The sequence below is a fragment of the Pseudomonas oryzihabitans genome (genome assembly GCF_014522265.1).
Lineage (GTDB): Bacteria > Pseudomonadota > Gammaproteobacteria > Pseudomonadales > Pseudomonadaceae > Chryseomonas > Chryseomonas aestiva.
On the sequence record NZ_CP017024.1, the window covers coordinates 3,916,722 to 3,935,997 of the forward strand.

The following is a 19,276-nucleotide window of genomic DNA, read 5'->3' on the forward strand; positions in this document are numbered from 1 at the left end:
TCCGTAAGGCTCAGGGCTTGGGCATCAGGGCGGCGATGTCCGCCTCGGTGGGCGCCTGGAAGTTGTATTTCTTCAGCAGCGCGGCGTACTCCGGGGTGGCGCTGTATTGCTTGAGCGCCTCCACCAGGGCGGTCTTGACCGCATCGTTGCCCTTCTTCACGCCAAAGCCGTTGAGCACCGGGTAAATCAGGGTGTCCGAGGAGATCACCACGCGATTGCCGAGCTTTTCCACCAGGCCGCGGGCCACGGCGGCGTCGGTGATCTGCGCCTCCACGGCCTTGGACAGCAGCGCCTGGGTGGTCTGGGGATCGGTGCCGTATTCGCTCACGGCGATCGGCTGCAGACCGTTCTTCACGCAATACTCGTCGGAGAGCTTGTGCAGTTGCTGCAGCCAGGAGGTGGCGCCCATGGAGCCGATCTTGTGGCCGCAGAAATCTTCCGGCTTCTTGGGCTGATAGCTGCTGCCCTTGAGCGCGATGATCGACTCGCCGCTCTTCAGGTAGGGGATCATGTCGATCACCTTGAGGCGGTCCGCGGTGATGTACATCGAGGAGTTGGTGATGTCGAAGCGCCCGCCCTGCAGCCCGGTGATGAGGTTGGGAAAACGGGTGTCCAGCGTTTCCACGGAGCGCCCCATGAGCTTGCCCAGCCCCTCGACGAATTCGATGTCGAAGCCTGCCGGCTTGTTGTCCTGCACGTATTCGTAGGGGAAGAAGGTCAGGTCGGAACCGGCGACGAGTTTGCCTGGCTGCAGGAAGTCGGCCGAGGCCAGGCTGGAGACCAGCGCCAGGCCGGCGCCCAGTACGGCGGTGGAGAGGATTCGAATCGAGGCGCTGCTGACTCTTTGCATGGCGGTGCTCCTTGGAGGGTAGGAAAGATCAAACGGCAGCCTGGTCGAGCCCGGCCTGCTGGACGAAGAAGGACGCGCCGCGCGGTTTCTGCGGCAGCCGCACGCTGTTGGCCACGCTGCGCACCAGCCCGCTTTCCTGGCCGGCCACCAGCACCCCGGCGTGCTCGCTGGGCAGCGGATTCTCGCCGAAGGGCAGGGCGTCCTCGGCGGCATAGACGCTGATGAACAGGGTGCGCGGCAGCTCGGTCTGGTTGGGGCTGGAGGCGTGCAGCAGGCGGGTGTGCATGAAGCACACCGAACCGGCCGGGCCGAAGCAGGCCACGGGCTCGCCGCAGTGCTCGGCCACCACGCCGTCGTCGACCGCGCCGGTGAAACGGCCGTCCTGCCAGTGCGACCACAGCGGGCCCCTGTGGCTGCCGGGGATGACGGTGAGGGGGCCGTTCTCCGGAGTCACCTCGCTCACCATCAGCAGCGCGGTGACCACGTCATCGTTGCTGTGGGGCGTGAAGAGGAAGTCCTGGTGCCACTTCACCTGGGTGGCGGTGCGCGGCAGCTTCGAATTGATCTTGCTGTGGTGGAATCGCGTGCCGCTGCCACCGATGAGCTGAGCCGCGACCTGGGCCATCCGCGAGGTGAAGGCGACCTGGCGATAGGCCGCGGAGATCTCGGTCGGCGAACTGACCCGGCGCAGGGAGGGGTGGTCGGGCCGGTGATCCAGTTCGACATCGAAGCGGGCGCGGCCGTCCTGGGTCTCGCCCCAGGCCTCGGTGTGGCTTCGACTGTCTTCCACCCAGCGCTCGAAATCGCTCTGTAGGGCGGCGATCTCCGCGGCCGTCAGCAGGTTCTCGACCACCAGGTAGCCGTTCTTGTGGAAACTCTCCAGTTGCGCTTGCTCGATCATAGGGGTTCTCCAGAAGCCAAGGGTGGGGGTCAAGCCAGGGACACGTCCTTGAGGAAAGCCTCGACGCGGGGATGCTGGCCGTTGCGCAGTACCTGGGGCGCGTCGTCGCAGACCACACGGCCCTTTTCCATGAACACGATGCGGTCCGAGACCTTGAAGGCGAAGTTCATCTCGTGGGTGACGATCACCATGGTGATGCCCTCCTGGGCCAGGGCCTCGATCACCTGCAGCACCTCGTTGACCTTTTCCGGGTCCAGCGCCGAGGTGGGCTCGTCGAACAGCATGATCTGCGGTCGCATCATCAGCGCCCGGGCGATGGCCACCCGCTGCTGCTGGCCGCCGGACAGCTGGTGCGGATACTTCCAGGTGTGATCGAGCATCCCGACCTTGTGCAGCAGGGCATAGGCCTGCTGCCTGAGCGCCGCGGGGGTATCCAGGCGGTGATAGCGCGGCGCGAGCAGCAGGTTGTCCAGCACCGTGAGGTGGGGGAAGAGATTGAAGCTCTGGAACACCATGCCGATGTCCAGGCGATGCTCGCTGTGCTCGATGAAGCGCGGCTTCTGGGCGCCGTCCTTGTGCAGGTGGATGAAGGGCTGGCCGTTGATGCGGATCTCGCCGTTGTCCAGTTGCTCCAGGCCGTTGAGCAGGCGGATCAGGGTGGTCTTGCCCGAGCCGGACGGGCCGATCACCGAGACCACCTCGCCGGGCTGGACGCGCAGGTTGACCGAGCCCAGCACCTCGACGTCGTTGTAGGCCTTGTGCAGGCGGGCGGCCTGTAGCGCCGGGGTGGCGGCGTCCCACTGCGGCTTGGCGCTGGCGGTGGAGGCCTGGGTGGCCAGGGCCAGCACCTGCTCATCGGGGGTCCGCACCACCTTGCGCTGGGTAACGTCGAGGAAGCGCTCCAGGCGTTTGAGCAGGAAGTCGAACAGGGTGACGATCAGCACGTAGTAGAAGGCCACCGCCACCATGGTCTCCATGACCAGGAAATTCTGCGAATAGAGACGCTGGCCGACCATCAGGATCTCGGTGAGGGAGATCACCGACACCAGGGAGCTGAGCTTGACGATGGAAATGTACTCGTTGGCCAGCGAGGGCAGGGCCACGCGCAGGGCCTGGGGAATGACGATGCGCCACTGGGTGCCGAGAAAGCGCAGCCCCAGCGCTCGCGCCGCTTCGCCCTGGCCCTTGGGAATCGACAGCAGGCCGCCACGGTGGATCTCGGCGACATAGGCCGTCTCGCTGATGACCAGGCCGATCAGGCCGGCCCAAAAGGGATCCGCGAGCACCACCGAGGTGCCCGGCAGCGCCTGCGGCAGGTTGTAGATGAAGATCAGCAGCACCAGCAGCGGCACGCTGCGAAAGAACCAGATGTAGGCACGGGCCGGCAGGTTGAGCGCGGGATGCCGGGACTGCTTGGCCAGGGCGATGAAGAAGCCCAGGGCGATGCTGATGACCCAGGTGAGGGTGCTGAGTTTGATGACGGTCCAGGTTGCCAGCCAGAATTGAGTGTCGCCGATAAGGCCGAACATGTAGTTCCAGTCGAAAGTCATCGTTAAAACCTGTCGCCATTCATTGGAAGGACACGCCCGAAGAGGGCTGTCCGGTCGCTGCAATTACAGAATTGGCAATCGGCGGACTTATCGTCAATTAACAAATTACGGGCCTCTGTATAGAACTTTGCTATACAGAGAAAACGGCTGCTGGAGAACTTTTCCTCTATGCCCTCATAAGGAGCAAAGTGCCGCCATTAAAGGCTTCGATGCAGGTTTTTGGTGCACTGGGATGATAAGGACGCGGCGGAGATCCACTGGATTTTCAAAGGTTTGATGGGCGTTGAAGACAGACGCAGCCTGCCTGGCACAGCTTTCGCTTCGGGGGTAGAGGCTATGCAAAAACGAGCTCTGCACAGTTTTTTCCTATAGGTAATCCGTGACCCACTTTACGCTCAGGCAACTTCGTTATTTCGTCGCGGTGGTCGAGGAAGACAGCATCGTCGAGGCAGCGCGACAACTGCACATATCCCAGCCGTCGATTTCCGTCGCCATCAAGAATCTCGAAGAAAGTTTCGAGCAGAAGCTGTTTATCCGCCATCACGCCCAGGGCGTTTCCCTCACCGCCAGTGGGCGCCGACTCTACGACAAGGCCAAGGAACTGTTGCGGCTGTCCCACGAGCTGGAACAGAACGCCAAGGCGGAAAACGAGATGGTCTCGGGGACCGTGGCCATCGGTTGCTTCGAGTCCGCCGCGCCGCTCTACCTGCCCAAGCTGGTCGCCGGCTTCAAGCGGCTCTATCCGGAAATCACCATCCAGCTGCACGACGGCGAGCAGCACGAACTCATGCACGGCGTGCATCGGGGACGCTTCGACCTGGTGTTTCTCTACGATCTGGAGCTGGGTGATTCCATCACCAAGGAGAAGCTCAATGCGCCGCACAAGCCCTATGCCCTGTTGCCTATTGCCCACCCCCTGGCGGGCAAGAAGGCGGTGACGCTCAAGGAGCTGAGTCGCGAGCCCATGATCCTGCTGGACGTGGTGCCCAGCCGTAACTACTTCATCGACATCTTCAAGGAGAAGGGCTACCACCCCACGGTGGCCTACAGCTCCCCCTCCATCGAGATGGTGCGCTGCATGGTGGGGCAGGGGCTGGGCTTTTCCGTGCTGGTCACCCGGCCGACCACCAACCTGACCTACGACGGCAAGCGTCTGGCCCAGGTCAACATCCACGACGACATGCCGGCCTCGACCTTCATCATGGCCTACCTGCGCAACAACGAGCCGACCAAGGCGACGCGGCTGTTCATGGACTATTGCCGGAGTGTCGATCTGTCGCCGGTGCCGGCGGAAAACCCGGCAGGCTGAACGCCGTGCTGGCAGTTACCCATCTTCCGGGCGAAAGGGCAGGGATAGACGGCTCCGGGCTGGTCGCGGATGCGTGATGTAAAGTAGAATCAATATCATCTAAGTATCATCGAGCAGGCAGCACCCGTCATGAGTGATATGGCTCTCGCATCCTCACGCCATCTTCATCGGCTCTATTGCGACCACAGCGGCTGGCTACAGGCCTGGTTGCGGCGGCGGCTGGGCAGCGAATGGGATGCGGCCGATCTCAGCCAGGAGGCCTTTCTGCGGCTGGTGCGCAACCCCGAGGTGCTGGGCGAACTGCAGGAGCCGCGGGCGTATCTGGTGACCATCGGCAAGCGCCTGCTGATCAATTTCCAGCGCCGGCGCAGCCTGGAGCAGGCGTATCTCGACGCCCTGGCCGAGCTGCCCGAAGCCTGCGCGCCATCGCCCGAGCAACGCTGGATCCTGCTGGAAACCCTGCAGGCCCTCGATGAGCTGCTCGACGGCCTGCCCGCCACGGTGCGCCATGCCTTCCTGCTCAGCCAGCTCGAAGACCTCACCTACCGCGAGATCGCCGAGCGCTTGCAGGTCTCCGAGCGCACCATCAAGAGATACATGGCGCAGGCCTATGAACATTGCCTGCTGGCGGAGCTGTGCTGAGCGGCGCCCAGGACCGGCGGCGGACCGCGATCCGCGAGGCCGCGGGCTGGCTGGCGTTACTGGAGTCCGGTGCGGCTGGCGAGCGCGAACACCAGCAGTTGCAGGCCTGGCGCCAGGCCCATGCCGAGCACGAGCGCGCCTGGCAGGCGGCCTTGGCGCTGCAGCAACGCTTCGCCGCGGTGCCGTCGCGCCTGGCCATGGCCAGTCTGCAACCGGCCGATCGCGGCCGACGTACCGCCCTGCGGCAGTTGCTGGGCCTGGCGGTGGTGGTACCGACGGGGTGGTGGCTGACCCAGGAAGTGCCGCTGGACGCCTGGACCGCCGATCTCAGCACCGCCACCGGCGAACGCCGCAGCCTGACCCTGGCGGATGGCAGCCTGCTGCAACTCAATACCGCGACCGCCGTGGACCTGGATCAGACCCGGCGACGCCTGACCCTGGTGCGCGGCGAGCTCTCGCTGTGCGTACCCGGTACCCAGGCGCTGAGGCTGGATACCCGCTTCGGGACCCTGATGGTGGAGCAGGCCGAGGTCTGCGTGCAGCAGGACGATGAAGGATGCGACGTGCGCGTGGTCAGCGGTAGCGTGGGGGTTCGCCCGCTGAGCGGGCCGGGGCTGGAACTGGGCAGGGGCCAGCAGTTGCGCCTGAGTACCCTGGGGATCGGTGCCATAGAGCCGTTTTCCGCGACGCTGCTGAGCTGGCGCCAGGGCGTGCTGATCGCCCAGGACCAGCCACTGGGCGAATTCCTGCAGCAATTCAGTCGCTATCGTCCTGGCCTGCTGCGCTGGGATCCCGCGGTGGCCGACCTCAGGGTCACCGGCAGCTTTCAGCTCGCCGATACCGACCGGGTACTGGCGCTACTGGCCGCGACGCTGCCAGTGGAGCTGCACTGGCGTACCCGCTTCTGGGTGACCCTGAAACCCCGCTCGGTCGCCGCCTGAAAAAAGCCTGTCCCCTTTTCCGTACTCGTCGGTCATTAACGGCATAGGACAATCAAAGGAGGGGGATTCAATGGTGGCGTTGGTACTGCGTCCGTTGCTGCGCACGGGCTTGCTGGTGGCGTTGAGTGGTACTCCCTGGTGGGCGGGTTCTGCCTGGGCCCAGGAGGCCGCCCGCCGGCACTACGAGATTCCCGCTGGCAGTCTCGCCCAGGCGCTGACGCGCTTCGCCGCGGAATCCGGCGTCAATCTGGCGGTGGATCCGGGGCTGGTGGGCAAGCGCGACAGCGCTGGCCTCAACGGCGACTACGGCGTGGAGGAGGGCTTCAGCCGCCTGCTCGCCGGCTCGGGCCTGCGACTGCAACCGCTGGGGGAGCGCGACTTCACCCTGGCGCCAGCGCCGCAGGACAGCGGCGTCCAGGAGCTGGCCAGCACCTCCATCGTCGCCACCAGTCTGCAGGCGGATGACACGCCCTACGCCGGCGGCCAGGTCGCGCGGCAAGGCTCCCAGGGACTGCTGGGCAATCGCGACTTCATGGACACGCCCTTCAGCCAGACCTCCTACACCGCCCAGACCGTCCAGAATCTCCAGGCCCGCACCCTTACCGACCTGATCGCCAGCGATCCCTCGGTGCGCTCCACCAATCCGTCGAGTGGTCGCTTTGAGCAATTCACTATCCGCGGTTTCAGCCTGTTCAACAGCGACGTCGCCTACAACGGGCTCTATGGCGTGCTGCCGACCTATTCCATCGACATGGAGATGGCCGAGCGGGTCGACATCCTCAAGGGCCCGAGCCAGTTGCTCAACGGCATCTCGCCTCGCGGCAGCGTCGGCGGGGGCATCAACGTGGTGCCCAAGCGCGCCACCGATCAGCCCATCACCGAAATCACCGGCAGCTATGCCTCCGACAGCCAGGTGGGCGGCGCCGTGGACATCGGTCGTCGCTTCGGCGAGGACAATCGCTTCGGGATGCGCTTCAACGGCGTCAAGCAATCCGGCGATACCACCTGGGATCACCAGCACGTCGACCGGCAGATGGGCGTGCTCGGTCTGGACTATCGCGTGGAACGCCTGCGCCTGGGCCTCGATCTCGGCCACACCGAGCGCGACACCGATGCGCCCCAGGAGCGGGTGCTGGTCGGTGCCAATGCCCGGGTGCCCGATGCCGACGACGTGCGCCACAACTATGCCCAGCGCTGGACCCGCGCCCAGACCAAGGACACCTTTGGCGCCCTGCGTGGCGAATTCGACGTCGACGATTCGCTGATGGTCTACGGTGCCGTGGGCGCGCGCCGCAGCGATCACGATTTCCTGCGCCACAATGTTTCCCTCACCAACGACGCCGGCGATTTCACCGTCCAGCCGCGCGACTTCACCCGCGACGAAAACGTCCGTACCGCCAACGTGGGCGCGCGCAAATGGCTGCAGACCGGGCCGGTCAGCCACGAGCTCAATGTCAGTGCCGACTACTTCTACATGGACTTCGAGAACGGTGGCGGGCGCTACGCCAGCGGGGCCAGCAACCTCTATGCGCCCCGCGACCTGCCCGCGCCGGGCGTGCGCACCCGGTCCGATGCCAAGGACTACACCGAGAACCGCTTCAGTGGCGTGGCCCTGGCCGACACCCTGGGCTTCTTCGACGACCGCCTGCTGGTCACCCTCGGCGCCCGCTGGCAGCGGGTCAAGGTGGACGACTGGTCCGATGGGGTGAAGCAAACCACCGCCTACGACGAGGAAAAGGTCTCGCCCTCGGCGGGGGTGCTATTCAAGGCCACCGAGCGCCTGTCGCTCTATGCCAACTACATGGAAGGCCTCAGCCAGGGCAAGATCGCGCCGTCCACCGCGCTGAACGAGGACGAGATCTTCCCGCCCTTCATCAGCCGTCAGGCGGAGGTGGGCGCCAAGTACGACTTCGGCGCCGTGGCCGTGACCGCGAGTGCCTTCCGCATCAAGCAGCCAGCCTACGAGACCAACGCCACCAGCCGTACCTTCGGTCCCAACGGCAAGCGGATCAACGATGGAGCGGAGCTGAGCGTGTTCGGCGAGCCGCTGGCCGGCTTCCGCGTGCTGGGCGGCCTGATGTACATCGACAGCGAGCTCAGGGACACCGTGGGCGGCACCTTCGACGGCAATCGCGCCCCGGCCACGCCCAGGCTCAATGCCAACCTCGGCGCCGAACTGGACATCCCGGCGGTGCCCGGCCTGACCCTGACCGGACGGGGGATCTACACCAGCTCCCAGTATCTGGACCAGGCCAACAGCAAGGAAATCGACGCCTGGCATCGCTTCGACGTGGGCGCGCGCTACGCCTTCAAGGTCGACGCCACCCGCGTGACCCTGAGGGCCTCGGTGGAGAACGTGATGAACGAGCGCTACTGGGCCTCCGCCGGCGCGTCCGACGACAGCGAACCCGGCCTGACGATCTCCACGCCGCGGACCTTCGTCTTCTCCACCACCCTGGCGTTCTGACGCCGCCGGAGCCCGCTGCTGCGCAAGGCTCGTACAGTCCTGCGCAGCGGCACATTTATGAGCAGTTAATTACCGGAATAGCCTTGCTGCATTATTCGGTTGAAAGTCGTTATTCATCGACAGGAGTGCCTTGCGGATATAGCTGAAACAAGATCCTTATCAGGCTTATCACCGAGCTATTTCAATAACGGACTGTAGTGAGTTCGGGTTTCCTGTCGTCCGCACATTGGCCAAAGTTGGGCGAGTTCAAAGACTGGGCTATTCACCGGAATAGCGGTTGAAGGATGAGAATGAAACTGATTATCGTTACCGAAGATAAACGTCCCGAGGTCTGACGCCATGCTTCAACCATCCCTCAGTCGCGATACCGCAGTAGCCGACAACGCCTTCTTTCTCGCTCGCCAGGCGCGCTTCGAATCAAATGTCCGCAGCTATCCGCGCAAGCTGCCGCTGGCCATCGCCAAGGCCGCCGGTGTCTGGGTGACCGACGTCGAAGGCAAGACCTACCTGGATTGCCTGGCCGGGGCCGGCACCCTGGCCCTGGGGCACAACCATCCGGCGGTTACCGCGGCCATCACCGACTTTCTCGGCAGCGGGCTGCCGATGCACAGCCTGGATCTCACCACGCCGCTCAAGGACGCCTTCAGCGAGCACCTGCTGGGCCTGCTGCCGGGTCGGGCGGAAGACTACTGCCTGCAATTCTGCGGGCCGTCCGGCGCCGATGCGGTGGAAGCGGCACTGAAGCTGGCCAAGAAGGTCACCGGACGCAGCAACGTGGTGGCCTTTTCCGGCGGCTACCACGGCATGACCCACGGCGCCCTGGCCGTGACCGGCAATCTCGCGCCCAAGCAGGGCGTGGCGGGGTTGATGCCCGGGGTGCAATTCCTGCCCTATCCCCATGAATACCGCTGCCCGCTGGGACTGGGCGGCGAGCAGGGCGCCGCGGCCCTGGCGGGCTATCTGGAGCGGTTCTTCGGCGATGTGGAAAGCGGCGTCTGCCGGCCGGCGGCGGTGATCGTCGAGGCGGTCCAGGGGGAGGGCGGCGTCAATCCGGCACCGGCGGCCTGGCTGCGGACCCTGCGCCAGGTCACCCGGGAGCACGGAATCCTGCTCATCGTCGACGAGGTCCAGACCGGTTTCGGTCGCACCGGCGCGCTGTTCGCCTGCCAGCATGCCGGCATCGAGCCGGACATCCTGGTGCTGTCCAAGGCCGTGGGCGGTGGCCTGCCGCTGGCCATGCTGGCGATACGTCGGGAGTTCGACGCCTGGGAGCCCGGTGGCCATACCGGCACCTTCCGCGGCAATCAATTGGCGATGGCCACGGGGCTGGCCACCCTGGAGGTCATCGAGCGCGATGGCCTGGTCAGCCATGCCGCCCAGCTCGGGGGCTGGCTCAGGCGCCATCTGGAGCGGCTGCGCGAGCGCTTTCCCGCCATCGGTAATGTCCGCGGGCTGGGGCTGATGCTGGGCCTGGAAATTGTCGAGGCGGGCGGCGACGCGGATGCGCTCGGCAGCCTGCCGGCCGATCCCGCCCTGGCGGCGGCCATCCAGCGCCACTGTTTCGCCCAGGGGCTGCTGCTCGAACGCGGTGGCCGCGACGGCAACGTGGTGCGCCTGCTGCCCCCGCTGATCCTCCAGGAAAGCCACTGCCTGGTGCTGCTCGATCGCCTGGAGGCGGCCCTCGTGGCGGCCCTGGCCGAACCCCGTGGCTGAGCGCAAGGCACCCCCGAGTGCCGTGACACCGGATCGCCCGCAGGGACGCGCAACCTCTTGGACACTGCCATGACTTCTCTAGAATCCACGCTGCTTTCCCGCATCGTCAGCGAGCTGGCGTCTTCCCACGCCCTGATGAATTGCCTCATCAAGGAATTCGCGCTGCCGGAAAAGTGCCTGACTTATAACTGGCCGGAAGATCGGCGCGGTATAGCGCCGGCCAATTATCTGAGTTGGTTACAAGACGGCGGCGTTCCCTTGCTGATCAGCTTTCCTGGAGACCGCCAGTTCTTTCTGGTCGTCGATCGACAGGATGAACTCGGCAGCCAGCGTTATCTATCCGATATCTATGTAAGACGCGGCGACCAGCCCTGGTATTGCCCGGACTTTCCCGCCTTCATCGATTATCTGCTGGAAGCCTGCGAAGAACTCGCCGGCGCCCACAATGGCGAGTTGCTGCAGCAGGTCCTGCAGAGCCAGCGCCTGACCGCGGCCATCGTCGACCACGTGCAGGTCACTCGACATCCCGCGCCGCTCAGCGACTACCTGGCCAGCGAGCAGGGCCTGTGGTTCGGCCATCCCAATCACCCGGCGCCCAAGGCGCGGCGCTGGCCGGAGCCTCTGCCGGCCGAGGCCTATGCACCGGAGTTGCACACCAGCACCCCCATGCACGTGCTGGAGGTGCCGCGCGCCGGGTTGCAGGTGGCTGGCAACGGCCTGAGCGATGCCCAGGTGTTGCAGGGCTTCGTGGACCAGGCGCAGGCCGCTCCGGAGCGGGCGCGGATCGTGCTGCACCCGGTCCAGGCGCAGCTGTTCCTGGGCGATCCGCGGGTCCAGGCGCTGGTCAGCCAGGGGCTGATCCATGACCTCGGGCCCAGCGGCGCCCTGGCCAGTCCCACTGCCTCCATGCGCACCTGGTACCGCGCGGGCCATGCCTTCTTCGTCAAGGGCTCGCTGAATGTGCGCATCACCAATTGCGTGCGCAAGAACGCCTGGTACGAACTGCAGAGCAGCCTGATCGTCGATCGCCTCATGCAACGCCTGCAGGGGCGGGTGGCGGGCCTGGACATGGTGCGTGAGCCGGGTGCCCTGAGCTGGGCACCGCCGGCGGCGAGTGCCGAGGACGAGCGCTGGTTCCGGGAGCAGACCGGCGCCATCCTGCGCGAGAATTTTTGCCTGGAGCATGGCGCCGACTGCTGCCTGCTGGCCGGCACCCTGTTCGCCCGCGACACCCGCCTGCAGCCGCTGCTGCAGGACTTCCTCAGTCGCTGCGGCGGTAGGGAACCCAGCGATCAGGCGCGGCTGGCCTGGTTCCAGGATTACCAGCGGCTGTTGCTGGGGCCGGTGCTGCGACTGTTCTTCGAGCACGGCGTGGTGCTGGAGCCGCACCTGCAGAATTGCGTCCTGGTGCATGACAATGGCCGGCCCGTCCGGCTGCTGCTGCGCGACTTCGAAGGTATCAAGCTGACCGATACCCTCGGCGCCGAGGCCCTGGACGCCCACGTCCATCCCCGGGTGCGCCAGTCGTTGCTCTACAGCCGCGACCAGGGCTGGCGGCGCATCGCCTACTGCCTGTTCGTCAATAACCTCGCCGAGGCGGTGCTGGCGCTGAGCTGGGAGCGTCCGCACCTGGCGCCGCGCCTGTGGCGGCAGGTGGAAGCCGAGTTGATCGCCATCCGCGCGGATCTGCAACGCGCCGCGCCCGAGCTGGATGCGCTGATCGCCGGCCAGCCGATTCCCTGCAAGACCAATCTCAAGGTGCGCCTCGCCGCCCAGGCCGATCGCCAGGCCGGCTACGTGCAGTTGCCTTGCCCCTGGGGCGCGGAGGTGCGTCATGGGTGAGCTACCGACCGTGGTCCGCGCCGCCCTGGTGGAAGCCCAGGCGCAGTCCAGCGATCCCCTGGCGGCCTTCGTCTACGACCTCGATGCCCTGCGGCGGCACGTCGCCGCGCTGATGGCCGAATTGCCGCCGGGCGTGGAGCTGTACTACGCCATCAAGGCCAACAGCGAGGCGCCGATCCTGGCGGCCCTGGCGCCGCTGGTGCACGGCTTCGAGATCTCCTCCGGTGGTGAGATCGATCGCCTCGCCGCCTGCCCGCAGCGCAAGCCGTTCATCTTCTCCGGTCCGGGCAAGCTGGATTCCGACCTGCGCACCGCCCTGAGCGCCGGGGTCGAAGCCATCCACCTGGAGAGCCTCGGCGAGATCCAGCGCCTGCAACGCCTGGCCCGCTCCCTGGGGCGGCTACAGCCGGTGTACATCCGCATCAACCCACAATTGCCGGCCGGGCTGACCAGTACCCTGGCCATGGCCGGTACGGCGACGCCCTTCGGCTTCGACGAGGCCGATCTGCACGCCGCGGTGGCAGCGGTGGAGGCGGCCAGTCACCTGCAGCTGCAGGGTTTCCATGTGCATGCCCTGTCGCACCAGCACTCGGTCGAGCGCCATCTGCACCTGCTGGACTTCTACCTGCAGCGTTGGCCGCACTGGTGCGGCCTGGCCCGGCGCCCGGAGAGCCTGGTGCGGCTCAACGTCGGGGCGGCATCGGCGTTGACTATCGCGAAGGTCGGCGATTCGACTGGGCGCGGCTGTGCGCGCACCTGCGCGCCCGTCTGGCCGCCCAGGCGCAGCCGCCGCTGATCCGCTTCGAACCGGGCCGTTTCCTCGCGGCCTTCTGCGGCTACTACGCCATGGAGGTGCTGGATACCAAGACCAGTCATGGCCAGCACTTCCTGGTCTGCCGCGGCGGAACCCACCAGTTCCGCCTGCCGGTGGCCCAGGGGCACGATCACCCGGTGCTGCACCTGCCCCGCGAGGCGCGGGCGACGGCGACCGGGGGCAAGGCCTGGACGGTGGTGGGCCAGCTCTGTACCCCCAAGGACGTCCTCAGCCGCGGCCAGCCGCTGGGTGAGGTACGGGTGGGCGACCTGCTGGTGCTGCCCCTGGCCGGCGCCTATGGCTACAACATCTCCCACGCGGATTTCCTCTGCCATCCGCGCCCGCGGCAGCTGTTCCTCGACGGGAACGGGAGGGCCTCGGCGTGAGCGTGGCGATCCCGCGGGTCTGGGTGGCGGTGAACGTGCTGCTGGGCACGGTCACCGTCAGCCTGGCCAATACCGCGCTCAATCCGGCGCTGCCGGCCTTCATCGCCACCTTCGACCTGGGGCCGCTGCTGGCCAGCTGGATCGTCGCCGGCTTCATGGTGGCCATGGGCATCACCATGCCGCTGACCGGTTTCCTGGCCGGGCGCCTCGGGCGCCGGCGGCTCTATCGCCTCGGGCTGCTGGCCTTCATCGCCGGTTCGGCGCTGGGCGCCCTGGCCGATTCCATCGCCGGCGTGCTGCTGGCGCGCATGGTTCAGGGGGTGGCCAGCGGCCTGATGATTCCCCTGGCGCTGGGCATCATCTTCTCCGTCTATCCCAAGGAGGAGCGCGGGCGGGTGACCGGCTGGTGGGGTGGGGCGGTGATGCTGGCGCCGGCGGTAGGGCCCTTGTGCGGCAGCCTGCTGCTGGAGGTGTTCGACTGGCGCGCCCTGTTCCTGCTCAACGTCCCGGTGGGCCTGCTGGCCCTGGCCATGGGGCAGGTGGTGCTGCCCGCGGATGGCCCTCGCGAACACCAGCCCTTCGACCTGGCCGGCTACCTGCTGATCGCCGGTGGCCTGGGGTTGCTGCTGGTGACCCTCGGCCGGCTGCGCGAGCTGGCGGCGCTGGGCGAACCCCTCAATCTGCTGGCCCTGGCGGCCGGCTTCCTGTGCCTGCTGGCCTTTGTCCGGCTGCAACTGCGGCGCAGCCATCCGCTGCTGCCGCTGCGACTGTTCGCCCTGCGCGGCTACCGGGCCAGCGTCATCATCGCCGTGGTCCAGGCGGTGGGCATGTTCGAATGCCTGGTGCTGCTGCCGCTGCTCATCCAGCTGGTACTGGGCCACAGCGCGCTCTGGACCGGTCTGGCACTGCTCTGCACGGCGCTGGCGGCGGCGCTGTTCGGTCAGGTCGGCGGGCGCCTGCTCGACCGCCGCGGACCCCGTGGCGTGATCGCCACCGGTCTGGCGCTCAGCGGCCTGGCCACCCTGGCCCTGGGTGTGGTTGGCAGCCATGCCGGACTCGCCTGGATCTGCGCGCTGATGGTGCTGCGCGGCGTCGGCCTGGGGCTGTCCTACATGCCGGCCACCACCGCCGGCCTCAATACCCTGCCGGATGCCCAGGTCACCCAGGGCGCGGCCATGAACAACATCGCCCGGCGCCTGGTGTCCTCGGTGGCCGTGGTGGCCGCCTCCCTGTGGCTGGAACTGCGCCTGGGCGGCGCGGCCGGCTGGGGCCCGCGCCAGGCTGCCACCGGCGTCGCCATCCAGGACGCCTTCATCGCCACCGGTCTGTTCATCCTGCTGGCACTGCCCTGGGCCTGGCGCTTTCCCGCCGGCCAATCCCTTTCCGTTCGGAGGTACTCATGACCGCTCAGCTTTCACTTCCTGCGCAGCCCTGGCCGTCGCCCGCCGACGCCGCCCTCTATCGCCAGGTCGAGCAGCGCGTGGTGGCGCAATTGCTGCAGACGCTGATCTACGAAGAGGTGCTCAGCGCCCAGGTACAGCCAGTGGCGGATGGCCTGGCGCAGTATCGCCTGGCCGGTCACGCCGCCGATGGCCAACCGGTGCAGTACCTGGGCTATGCGCCCGCCGCTGCCAGCTTCGGCCTGATCCGCCTGGACCCCCAGCGCCTGGTTCGCCAGGACGCCCAGGGGAGCCGTGCGCCGACGCTGCACGAGACCCTGGCCGAATTGCTCGGCGAGCAGAGCGCCGCGCCGCTATGGCCGCGCTTCGTCCAGGAGCTGGAGCAGACCCTGCTCAAGGACCTGCAGTCGCGCCGCCAGGATTATCGTCCCGACCGCCCGGCCCACGAACTGGATGTGGACGCGCTGGAACGGCACTTCATGGATGCCCATGGCTACCACCCCTGCTACAAGTCGCGCATCGGCTTTTCCCTAGCCGAAAATCGCCGCTACGGACCGGAATTCGGCGAGCCGATCCAGCTGGTCTGGCTGGCCCTGGCGCGCGAGCGGGCCTCGGTGGGGCACTCTCGCCATCTGGATTTTCCGGCCTTCATCGCCGAGGAATTCGGTGCCCAGCGCTGGGCGGCCCTGGCCGCCGAGTGGCGCGAACAGGGGCGGGCGCTGGACGACTACCAACTGATCCCGGTGCATCCCTGGCAGTGGGAGCAGCACCTCGCCGCGCTGTTCCAGCCCGAGCTGGTGAGTGGCGAGCTGCTCTACCTGGGCACCTCTCGCGACCAGTACGCCGCCCAGCAGTCCATCCGCACCCTGGCCAACCGCAGTGCGCCCCGGCGGCCCTACGTCAAGTTGGCGATGTGCCTGACCAATACCTCCAGCACCCGCATCCTGGCGCGCCATACGGTGCTCAACGGCCCAATCATCACCGACTGGCTGCAGCGCCTGATCGAAACCGATGCCACGGCCCGCGACCTGGACTTCGTGGTGCTCGGCGAGGTCGCCGGCGTCGCCTACGACAGTCGCACGCTGCCGGTCAGTCGCGCGGGGCAGGTCTACGGCACCCTCGGCGCCGTCTGGCGCGAGAGCATCCATGCCTATCTGCGCGCGGATGAACAGGCGGTACCCTTCAATGGCCTGACCCAGGTGGAGCATCGTTATGGCCAGGGCGCGCCGCAGCCCTTCGTCGCCGCCTGGATCGAGCGCTACGGCCTGGACGCCTGGCTGCGGCAACTGCTCAGGGTCACGGTGACGCCGCTCATGCACATGCTCCACGCCGAAGGCATCGGCATGGAGTCCCACGGCCAGAACATCGTGCTGATCCACCGCGACGGCTGGCCGCTGCGCATCGCCCTCAAGGACTTCCACGACGGCGTACGCTATGCCGAGCGCCACCTGGCGCGTCCGGAGCTGCGCCCGACCCTTGCGCCCTTGCCGGCAAGCCACGCGCGGATCAACCGCAACTCCTTCATCCTCACCGAGGACGTGGACGCGGTCCGGGACTTCACCTGCGATGCCTTCTTTTTCATCGCCCTGGGCGAACTGGCGGTATTTCTGCGCCAGCACTTCGCCCTGGCCGAGGCCGACTTCTGGCAGGCGACCGCCACGGTCATCCTCGACTACCAGCGCGCCCATCCCCAGCACCGGGAGCGCTATGCGCTGTTCGACGTCTTCGCCCCCACCTTCGAGGTGGAGGAGCTGACCAAGCGGCGCCTGCTGGGCGATGGCGAGCGGCGTTTCAAGGCGGTGGCCAATCCCCTGCATCCCTACCGGCCCGCCGCATGCTGAGGCGCAATCGACTCAAGGCCGCCCTGGCGGCCGGCACGCCCAGCCACGGCCTGTTCGCCTCGTTGCCCACGCCCGCCAGCATCGAGCTGATCGCCGAAGCCGGCTACGACTTCGTGATCATCGACCTGGAGCACGTGCTGATCAATCCGGAAACCCTGGAGAACATGATCCGCACCGCCGAGAGCTACGACCTCACGCCGCTGGTGCGGGTGCCGGACGCCGAGCCCAAGCGCCTGCTGCGCCTGCTCGATGCCGGGGCCCAGGGGATCGTGCTGCCCTGCGTGGAAGACCCGGCAGTGCTGGCCGCCGCGGTGCGCGCCTGCAAATACCACCCGGAGGGCGAGCGCAGCCTCAATGCCGGGCGGCCTGGCTCCTTCGGCAAAACCAGCCTGGCCGACTACGTGACCCGCGCCAATGCGCAGATCCTGGTGGTCGCCATGATCGAGAGCGCCACCGGCGTTGCCCGGGCAGCGGAGATCGCCGCGGTGCCGGGAGTGGACCTGCTGCTCGAAGGGGCGGCGGACCTGTCGCAATCCCTCGGTCGCCCCTGGCGCATCGCCGATCCGGAGGTGCAGGAGGCCCTGCACAAGACCTGGTACTCGGCAAGACGCCAGGGCACACCCTATTGCGCCATCCCCCGGCGCCCGGAGGACCTCGATCTCTGGCGCGCCCGGGGCGTCACCACCTTTGTGCTCGGCGACGAGCGCGGCATCGCCTTCCGGGCCCTGCAGGCCCGCCTGACCGCCCATTCCTGCGGAGAATCCCCATGAACGCCCAGACCCTCGCCACCGATCTGATCCTGCAGGACCTGTTCGACTGCCTGCTGGCCGAAGACGTCTTCGCCCCGCTGGCCGTGACCCTGGCGGCCGCGGCCCCGGAACTTCCCGCCATCCTGCAGCCGGCCGCCCCGGAGGAGCGCCTCTGGGAGTGCTGCTGCGATCCCCGCGAGCAGCGCTTCATCGCCGCGCGGGTGCGTCCGGGTATCACCCAGGCCTGGGTAAAGGTGCCCGGTACGCCGATCCTGGCGCGCCAGGGCGACGCCTGGAGCACCCTCACGCCCGAGGCCTTCGTCTCCCTGGTCTTCGCCGAGGCGGCTGCCGATCCGGAGCGGGCACGGGGCATCGCCCTGCTGCGCGAGACCCTGGCCACCAGCCTGCGGCAAACCCGGCTGTCGCTGGAACGACCCCTGGTCCCGGGTCCGCTGCTGGAGGGCGACGGCCAGGCCGCCTTCCTGCAACTGGAGCGCTGGGCCGCCCTGCGGGATCGACCCTATCACCCCCTGGCCAAGGCCAAGCTGGGCCTGAACGACGCCGACTACCAGGCCTATCAGGCCGAATTCGGCCAACCCGTGCGCCTGGCCTGGGTCGCGGTGCACCGCGATCAGCTGCTGTGCGGCGAGGGGGTGGCGGCGGAGAGCCAGGGGCCGGCGGCCGCCCTGCTGACCCCAGCGGCGCTGGCCGAGTTGCAGGCCGAATTGCAGCAGCGCGGCCTGGCCGAGAGTCACCTGGCGCTGCCGGTACACCCCTGGCAACTCGCCGAGGGACTGCCGGGCCGGCTGGACGAGGCCTTCACCAGCGGCGTCTGCCAGCACCTGGACTTCGCCGGCGCACGTTGCCACGCGACCTCGTCGCTGCGCTCCATGCTCATGGAGGAGGGCGCGGGCGTGGCCCAGCTCAAGTTGCCCATGGCGGTGCATTCCCTGGGCGCCTCGCGCTACCTGCCGGCGGTGAAGATGATCAACGGCTCGCGCAGCGAGGCCCTGTTGCGCCAGGCCCGCACCCTGGACCCGGTGCTCGCGGAGAGCCTGCACCTGTGCGACGAGTCGCGCTGGTGGGCCTTCATGCCGCCGGCGGCGACCTTGTTCGACGAGGCGCCGCGGCATCTGTCAGCCATGGTGCGCGGCTATCCCGCGGCGCTGCTGGCCGATCCCGACTGCCGGCTGCTGCCCATGGCCGCGCTCGGCACGCCGTTGCCGGGCAGTCGCCGGCATTTCTTCGATGACTGGCTGGCGGCCCGGGCGCTGGCACCGACGCCGGCCAACGTCCAGCTGTTGCTGGGTGAGCTGTGCCACAGTTTCATCGATCTCAACCTGCGGCTGTTCCGCCTCGGCCTGCTCGGCGAGGTGCACGGGCAGAATGCCGTGCTGGTCTGGCGCGCCGGGCGCATCCAGGGCCTGCTGCTACGCGACCACGACTCCCTGCGCCTGTACGTGCCCTGGCTGGAGCGCCAGGGGCTGGCCGATCCGCAGTACCGGATCAAGCCCGGCCATGCCCAGACGCTCTATCACGAGCATCCGCGCGATCTGCTGTTCTGGTTCCAGACGCTGGGCATCCAGGTCAACCTCAGGGCCATCTTCGAGACCGTCGCGAACTGCTACGCTGTCCCGCTGACCGCTGCCTGGACGCTGCTGCGCGAGGTACTGGAGGAGCGCATCGCGGCCCTGGACTTCGACGCCGAGGCCCGGGCGCTGCTCCGGGAGACCTTGTTCGAGGCACCGGACTGGCCGCAGAAGTGGCTGCTGCGCCCGATGATCGAGCGGGCCGGTGGGCCCGGCAGCATGCCGTTCGGCAAGGGCAGGGTGGTCAATCCCTTTCATCAGGTGAGCCATGCCCCTAGTGTT

At 67.3% G+C, this 19,276-nt stretch carries 12 protein-coding genes and 2 pseudogenes; 11 read left to right on the forward strand and 3 right to left on the reverse strand.

Annotation, left to right across the window (positions count from 1 at the left end; all coding sequences use genetic code 11):
- Positions 1-10: 10 nt before the first annotated feature.
- The 3 genes from BGI51_RS18180 to BGI51_RS18190 are packed head-to-tail and all read right to left on the reverse strand — an operon-like array spanning position 11 to position 3,301.
- Positions 11-850, reverse strand: coding sequence for an ABC transporter substrate-binding protein (locus tag BGI51_RS18180; RefSeq protein ID WP_187979240.1), 840 nt, complete (start codon positions 848-850; stop codon positions 11-13).
- Between the two features lie 28 nt (positions 851-878).
- A complete protein-coding gene (locus BGI51_RS18185; RefSeq protein WP_187979241.1) occupies positions 879-1,751 on the reverse strand; it encodes a phytanoyl-CoA dioxygenase family protein in 873 nt (290 codons plus the stop codon).
- A gap of 29 nt (positions 1,752-1,780) precedes the next feature.
- Complete coding sequence (locus BGI51_RS18190) at positions 1,781-3,301, reverse strand: amino acid ABC transporter permease/ATP-binding protein (protein ID WP_187979242.1); 1,521 nt, start codon at positions 3,299-3,301, stop codon at positions 1,781-1,783.
- A 379-nt stretch (positions 3,302-3,680) separates the two neighbouring features.
- Here BGI51_RS18190 and BGI51_RS18195 point away from each other — a divergent pair, with 379 nt between their 5' ends.
- The 11 genes and pseudogenes from BGI51_RS18195 to BGI51_RS18245 form a co-directional block, all read left to right on the forward strand.
- Positions 3,681-4,610 carry a LysR family transcriptional regulator gene (locus BGI51_RS18195; protein ID WP_187979243.1) on the forward strand — a complete coding sequence of 310 codons (930 nt, stop codon included), beginning with the start codon at positions 3,681-3,683 and terminating at the stop codon, positions 4,608-4,610.
- A 129-nt stretch (positions 4,611-4,739) separates the two neighbouring features.
- Positions 4,740-5,252: a sigma-70 family RNA polymerase sigma factor gene (locus BGI51_RS18200; protein WP_187979244.1), complete on the forward strand. Its 513-nt coding sequence runs from the start codon at positions 4,740-4,742 to the stop codon at positions 5,250-5,252.
- Positions 5,246-6,193, forward strand: a complete 948-nt coding sequence (locus BGI51_RS18205; RefSeq protein WP_187979245.1) for a FecR domain-containing protein — start codon at positions 5,246-5,248, stop codon at positions 6,191-6,193. The genes BGI51_RS18200 and BGI51_RS18205 overlap by 7 nt, the downstream gene beginning before the upstream one ends.
- Before the next feature lie 70 nt (positions 6,194-6,263).
- Positions 6,264-8,660 (forward strand): TonB-dependent receptor, encoded by a 2,397-nt coding sequence (locus BGI51_RS18210; RefSeq protein ID WP_187979246.1) that lies wholly within the window; start codon positions 6,264-6,266, stop codon positions 8,658-8,660.
- Positions 8,661-8,999: 339 nt separating this feature from the next.
- The gene (locus BGI51_RS18215; RefSeq protein ID WP_187979247.1) at positions 9,000-10,373 is read left to right on the forward strand and encodes a diaminobutyrate--2-oxoglutarate transaminase; all 1,374 of its coding nucleotides are present in this window, start codon (positions 9,000-9,002) and stop codon (positions 10,371-10,373) included.
- A gap of 69 nt (positions 10,374-10,442) precedes the next feature.
- Positions 10,443-12,215 carry an IucA/IucC family protein gene (locus BGI51_RS18220; RefSeq protein WP_187979248.1) on the forward strand — a complete coding sequence of 591 codons (1,773 nt, stop codon included), beginning with the start codon at positions 10,443-10,445 and terminating at the stop codon, positions 12,213-12,215.
- A pseudogene (locus BGI51_RS18225) lies at positions 12,208-13,415 on the forward strand (type III PLP-dependent enzyme). Before BGI51_RS18220 ends, BGI51_RS18225 begins: the two are co-directional and overlap by 8 nt.
- The gene (locus tag BGI51_RS18230; RefSeq protein WP_187979249.1) at positions 13,412-14,818 is read left to right on the forward strand and encodes a DHA2 family efflux MFS transporter permease subunit; all 1,407 of its coding nucleotides are present in this window, start codon (positions 13,412-13,414) and stop codon (positions 14,816-14,818) included. Before BGI51_RS18225 ends, BGI51_RS18230 begins: the two are co-directional and overlap by 4 nt.
- On the forward strand, positions 14,815-16,656 hold the full coding sequence (locus tag BGI51_RS18235) for an IucA/IucC family protein (RefSeq protein ID WP_187979250.1): 1,842 nt from the start codon (positions 14,815-14,817) through the stop codon (positions 16,654-16,656). Before BGI51_RS18230 ends, BGI51_RS18235 begins: the two co-directional genes overlap by 4 nt.
- Positions 16,650-17,426: an HpcH/HpaI aldolase family protein gene (locus tag BGI51_RS18240; protein WP_187979251.1), complete on the forward strand. Its 777-nt coding sequence runs from the start codon at positions 16,650-16,652 to the stop codon at positions 17,424-17,426. The genes BGI51_RS18235 and BGI51_RS18240 overlap by 7 nt, the downstream gene beginning before the upstream one ends.
- A pseudogene (locus BGI51_RS18245) lies at positions 17,423-19,258 on the forward strand (IucA/IucC family protein); the annotation flags it as partial. The gene BGI51_RS18240 and the pseudogene BGI51_RS18245, both read left to right, overlap by 4 nt.
- Between the last annotated feature and the right edge of the window lie 18 nt (positions 19,259-19,276).

What these genes read in the sequence shown, in the direction of transcription:
- BGI51_RS18210 (WP_187979246.1), top strand. Translation starts at nt 6,264, where the DNA reads ATGGTGGCGTTGGTACTGCGTCCGTTGCTGCGCACGGGCTTGCTGGTG.
- BGI51_RS18235 (WP_187979250.1), top strand. Translation starts at nt 14,815, where the DNA reads ATGACCGCTCAGCTTTCACTTCCTGCGCAGCCCTGGCCGTCGCCCGCC.
- BGI51_RS18180 (WP_187979240.1), bottom strand. Translation starts at nt 850, where the DNA reads ATGCAAAGAGTCAGCAGCGCCTCGATTCGAATCCTCTCCACCGCCGTA.
- BGI51_RS18220 (WP_187979248.1), top strand. Translation starts at nt 10,443, where the DNA reads ATGACTTCTCTAGAATCCACGCTGCTTTCCCGCATCGTCAGCGAGCTG.
- BGI51_RS18190 (WP_187979242.1), bottom strand. Translation starts at nt 3,301, where the DNA reads ATGACTTTCGACTGGAACTACATGTTCGGCCTTATCGGCGACACTCAA.
- BGI51_RS18240 (WP_187979251.1), top strand. Translation starts at nt 16,650, where the DNA reads ATGCTGAGGCGCAATCGACTCAAGGCCGCCCTGGCGGCCGGCACGCCC.
- BGI51_RS18200 (WP_187979244.1), top strand. Translation starts at nt 4,740, where the DNA reads ATGAGTGATATGGCTCTCGCATCCTCACGCCATCTTCATCGGCTCTAT.
- BGI51_RS18215 (WP_187979247.1), top strand. Translation starts at nt 9,000, where the DNA reads ATGCTTCAACCATCCCTCAGTCGCGATACCGCAGTAGCCGACAACGCC.
- BGI51_RS18185 (WP_187979241.1), bottom strand. Translation starts at nt 1,751, where the DNA reads ATGATCGAGCAAGCGCAACTGGAGAGTTTCCACAAGAACGGCTACCTG.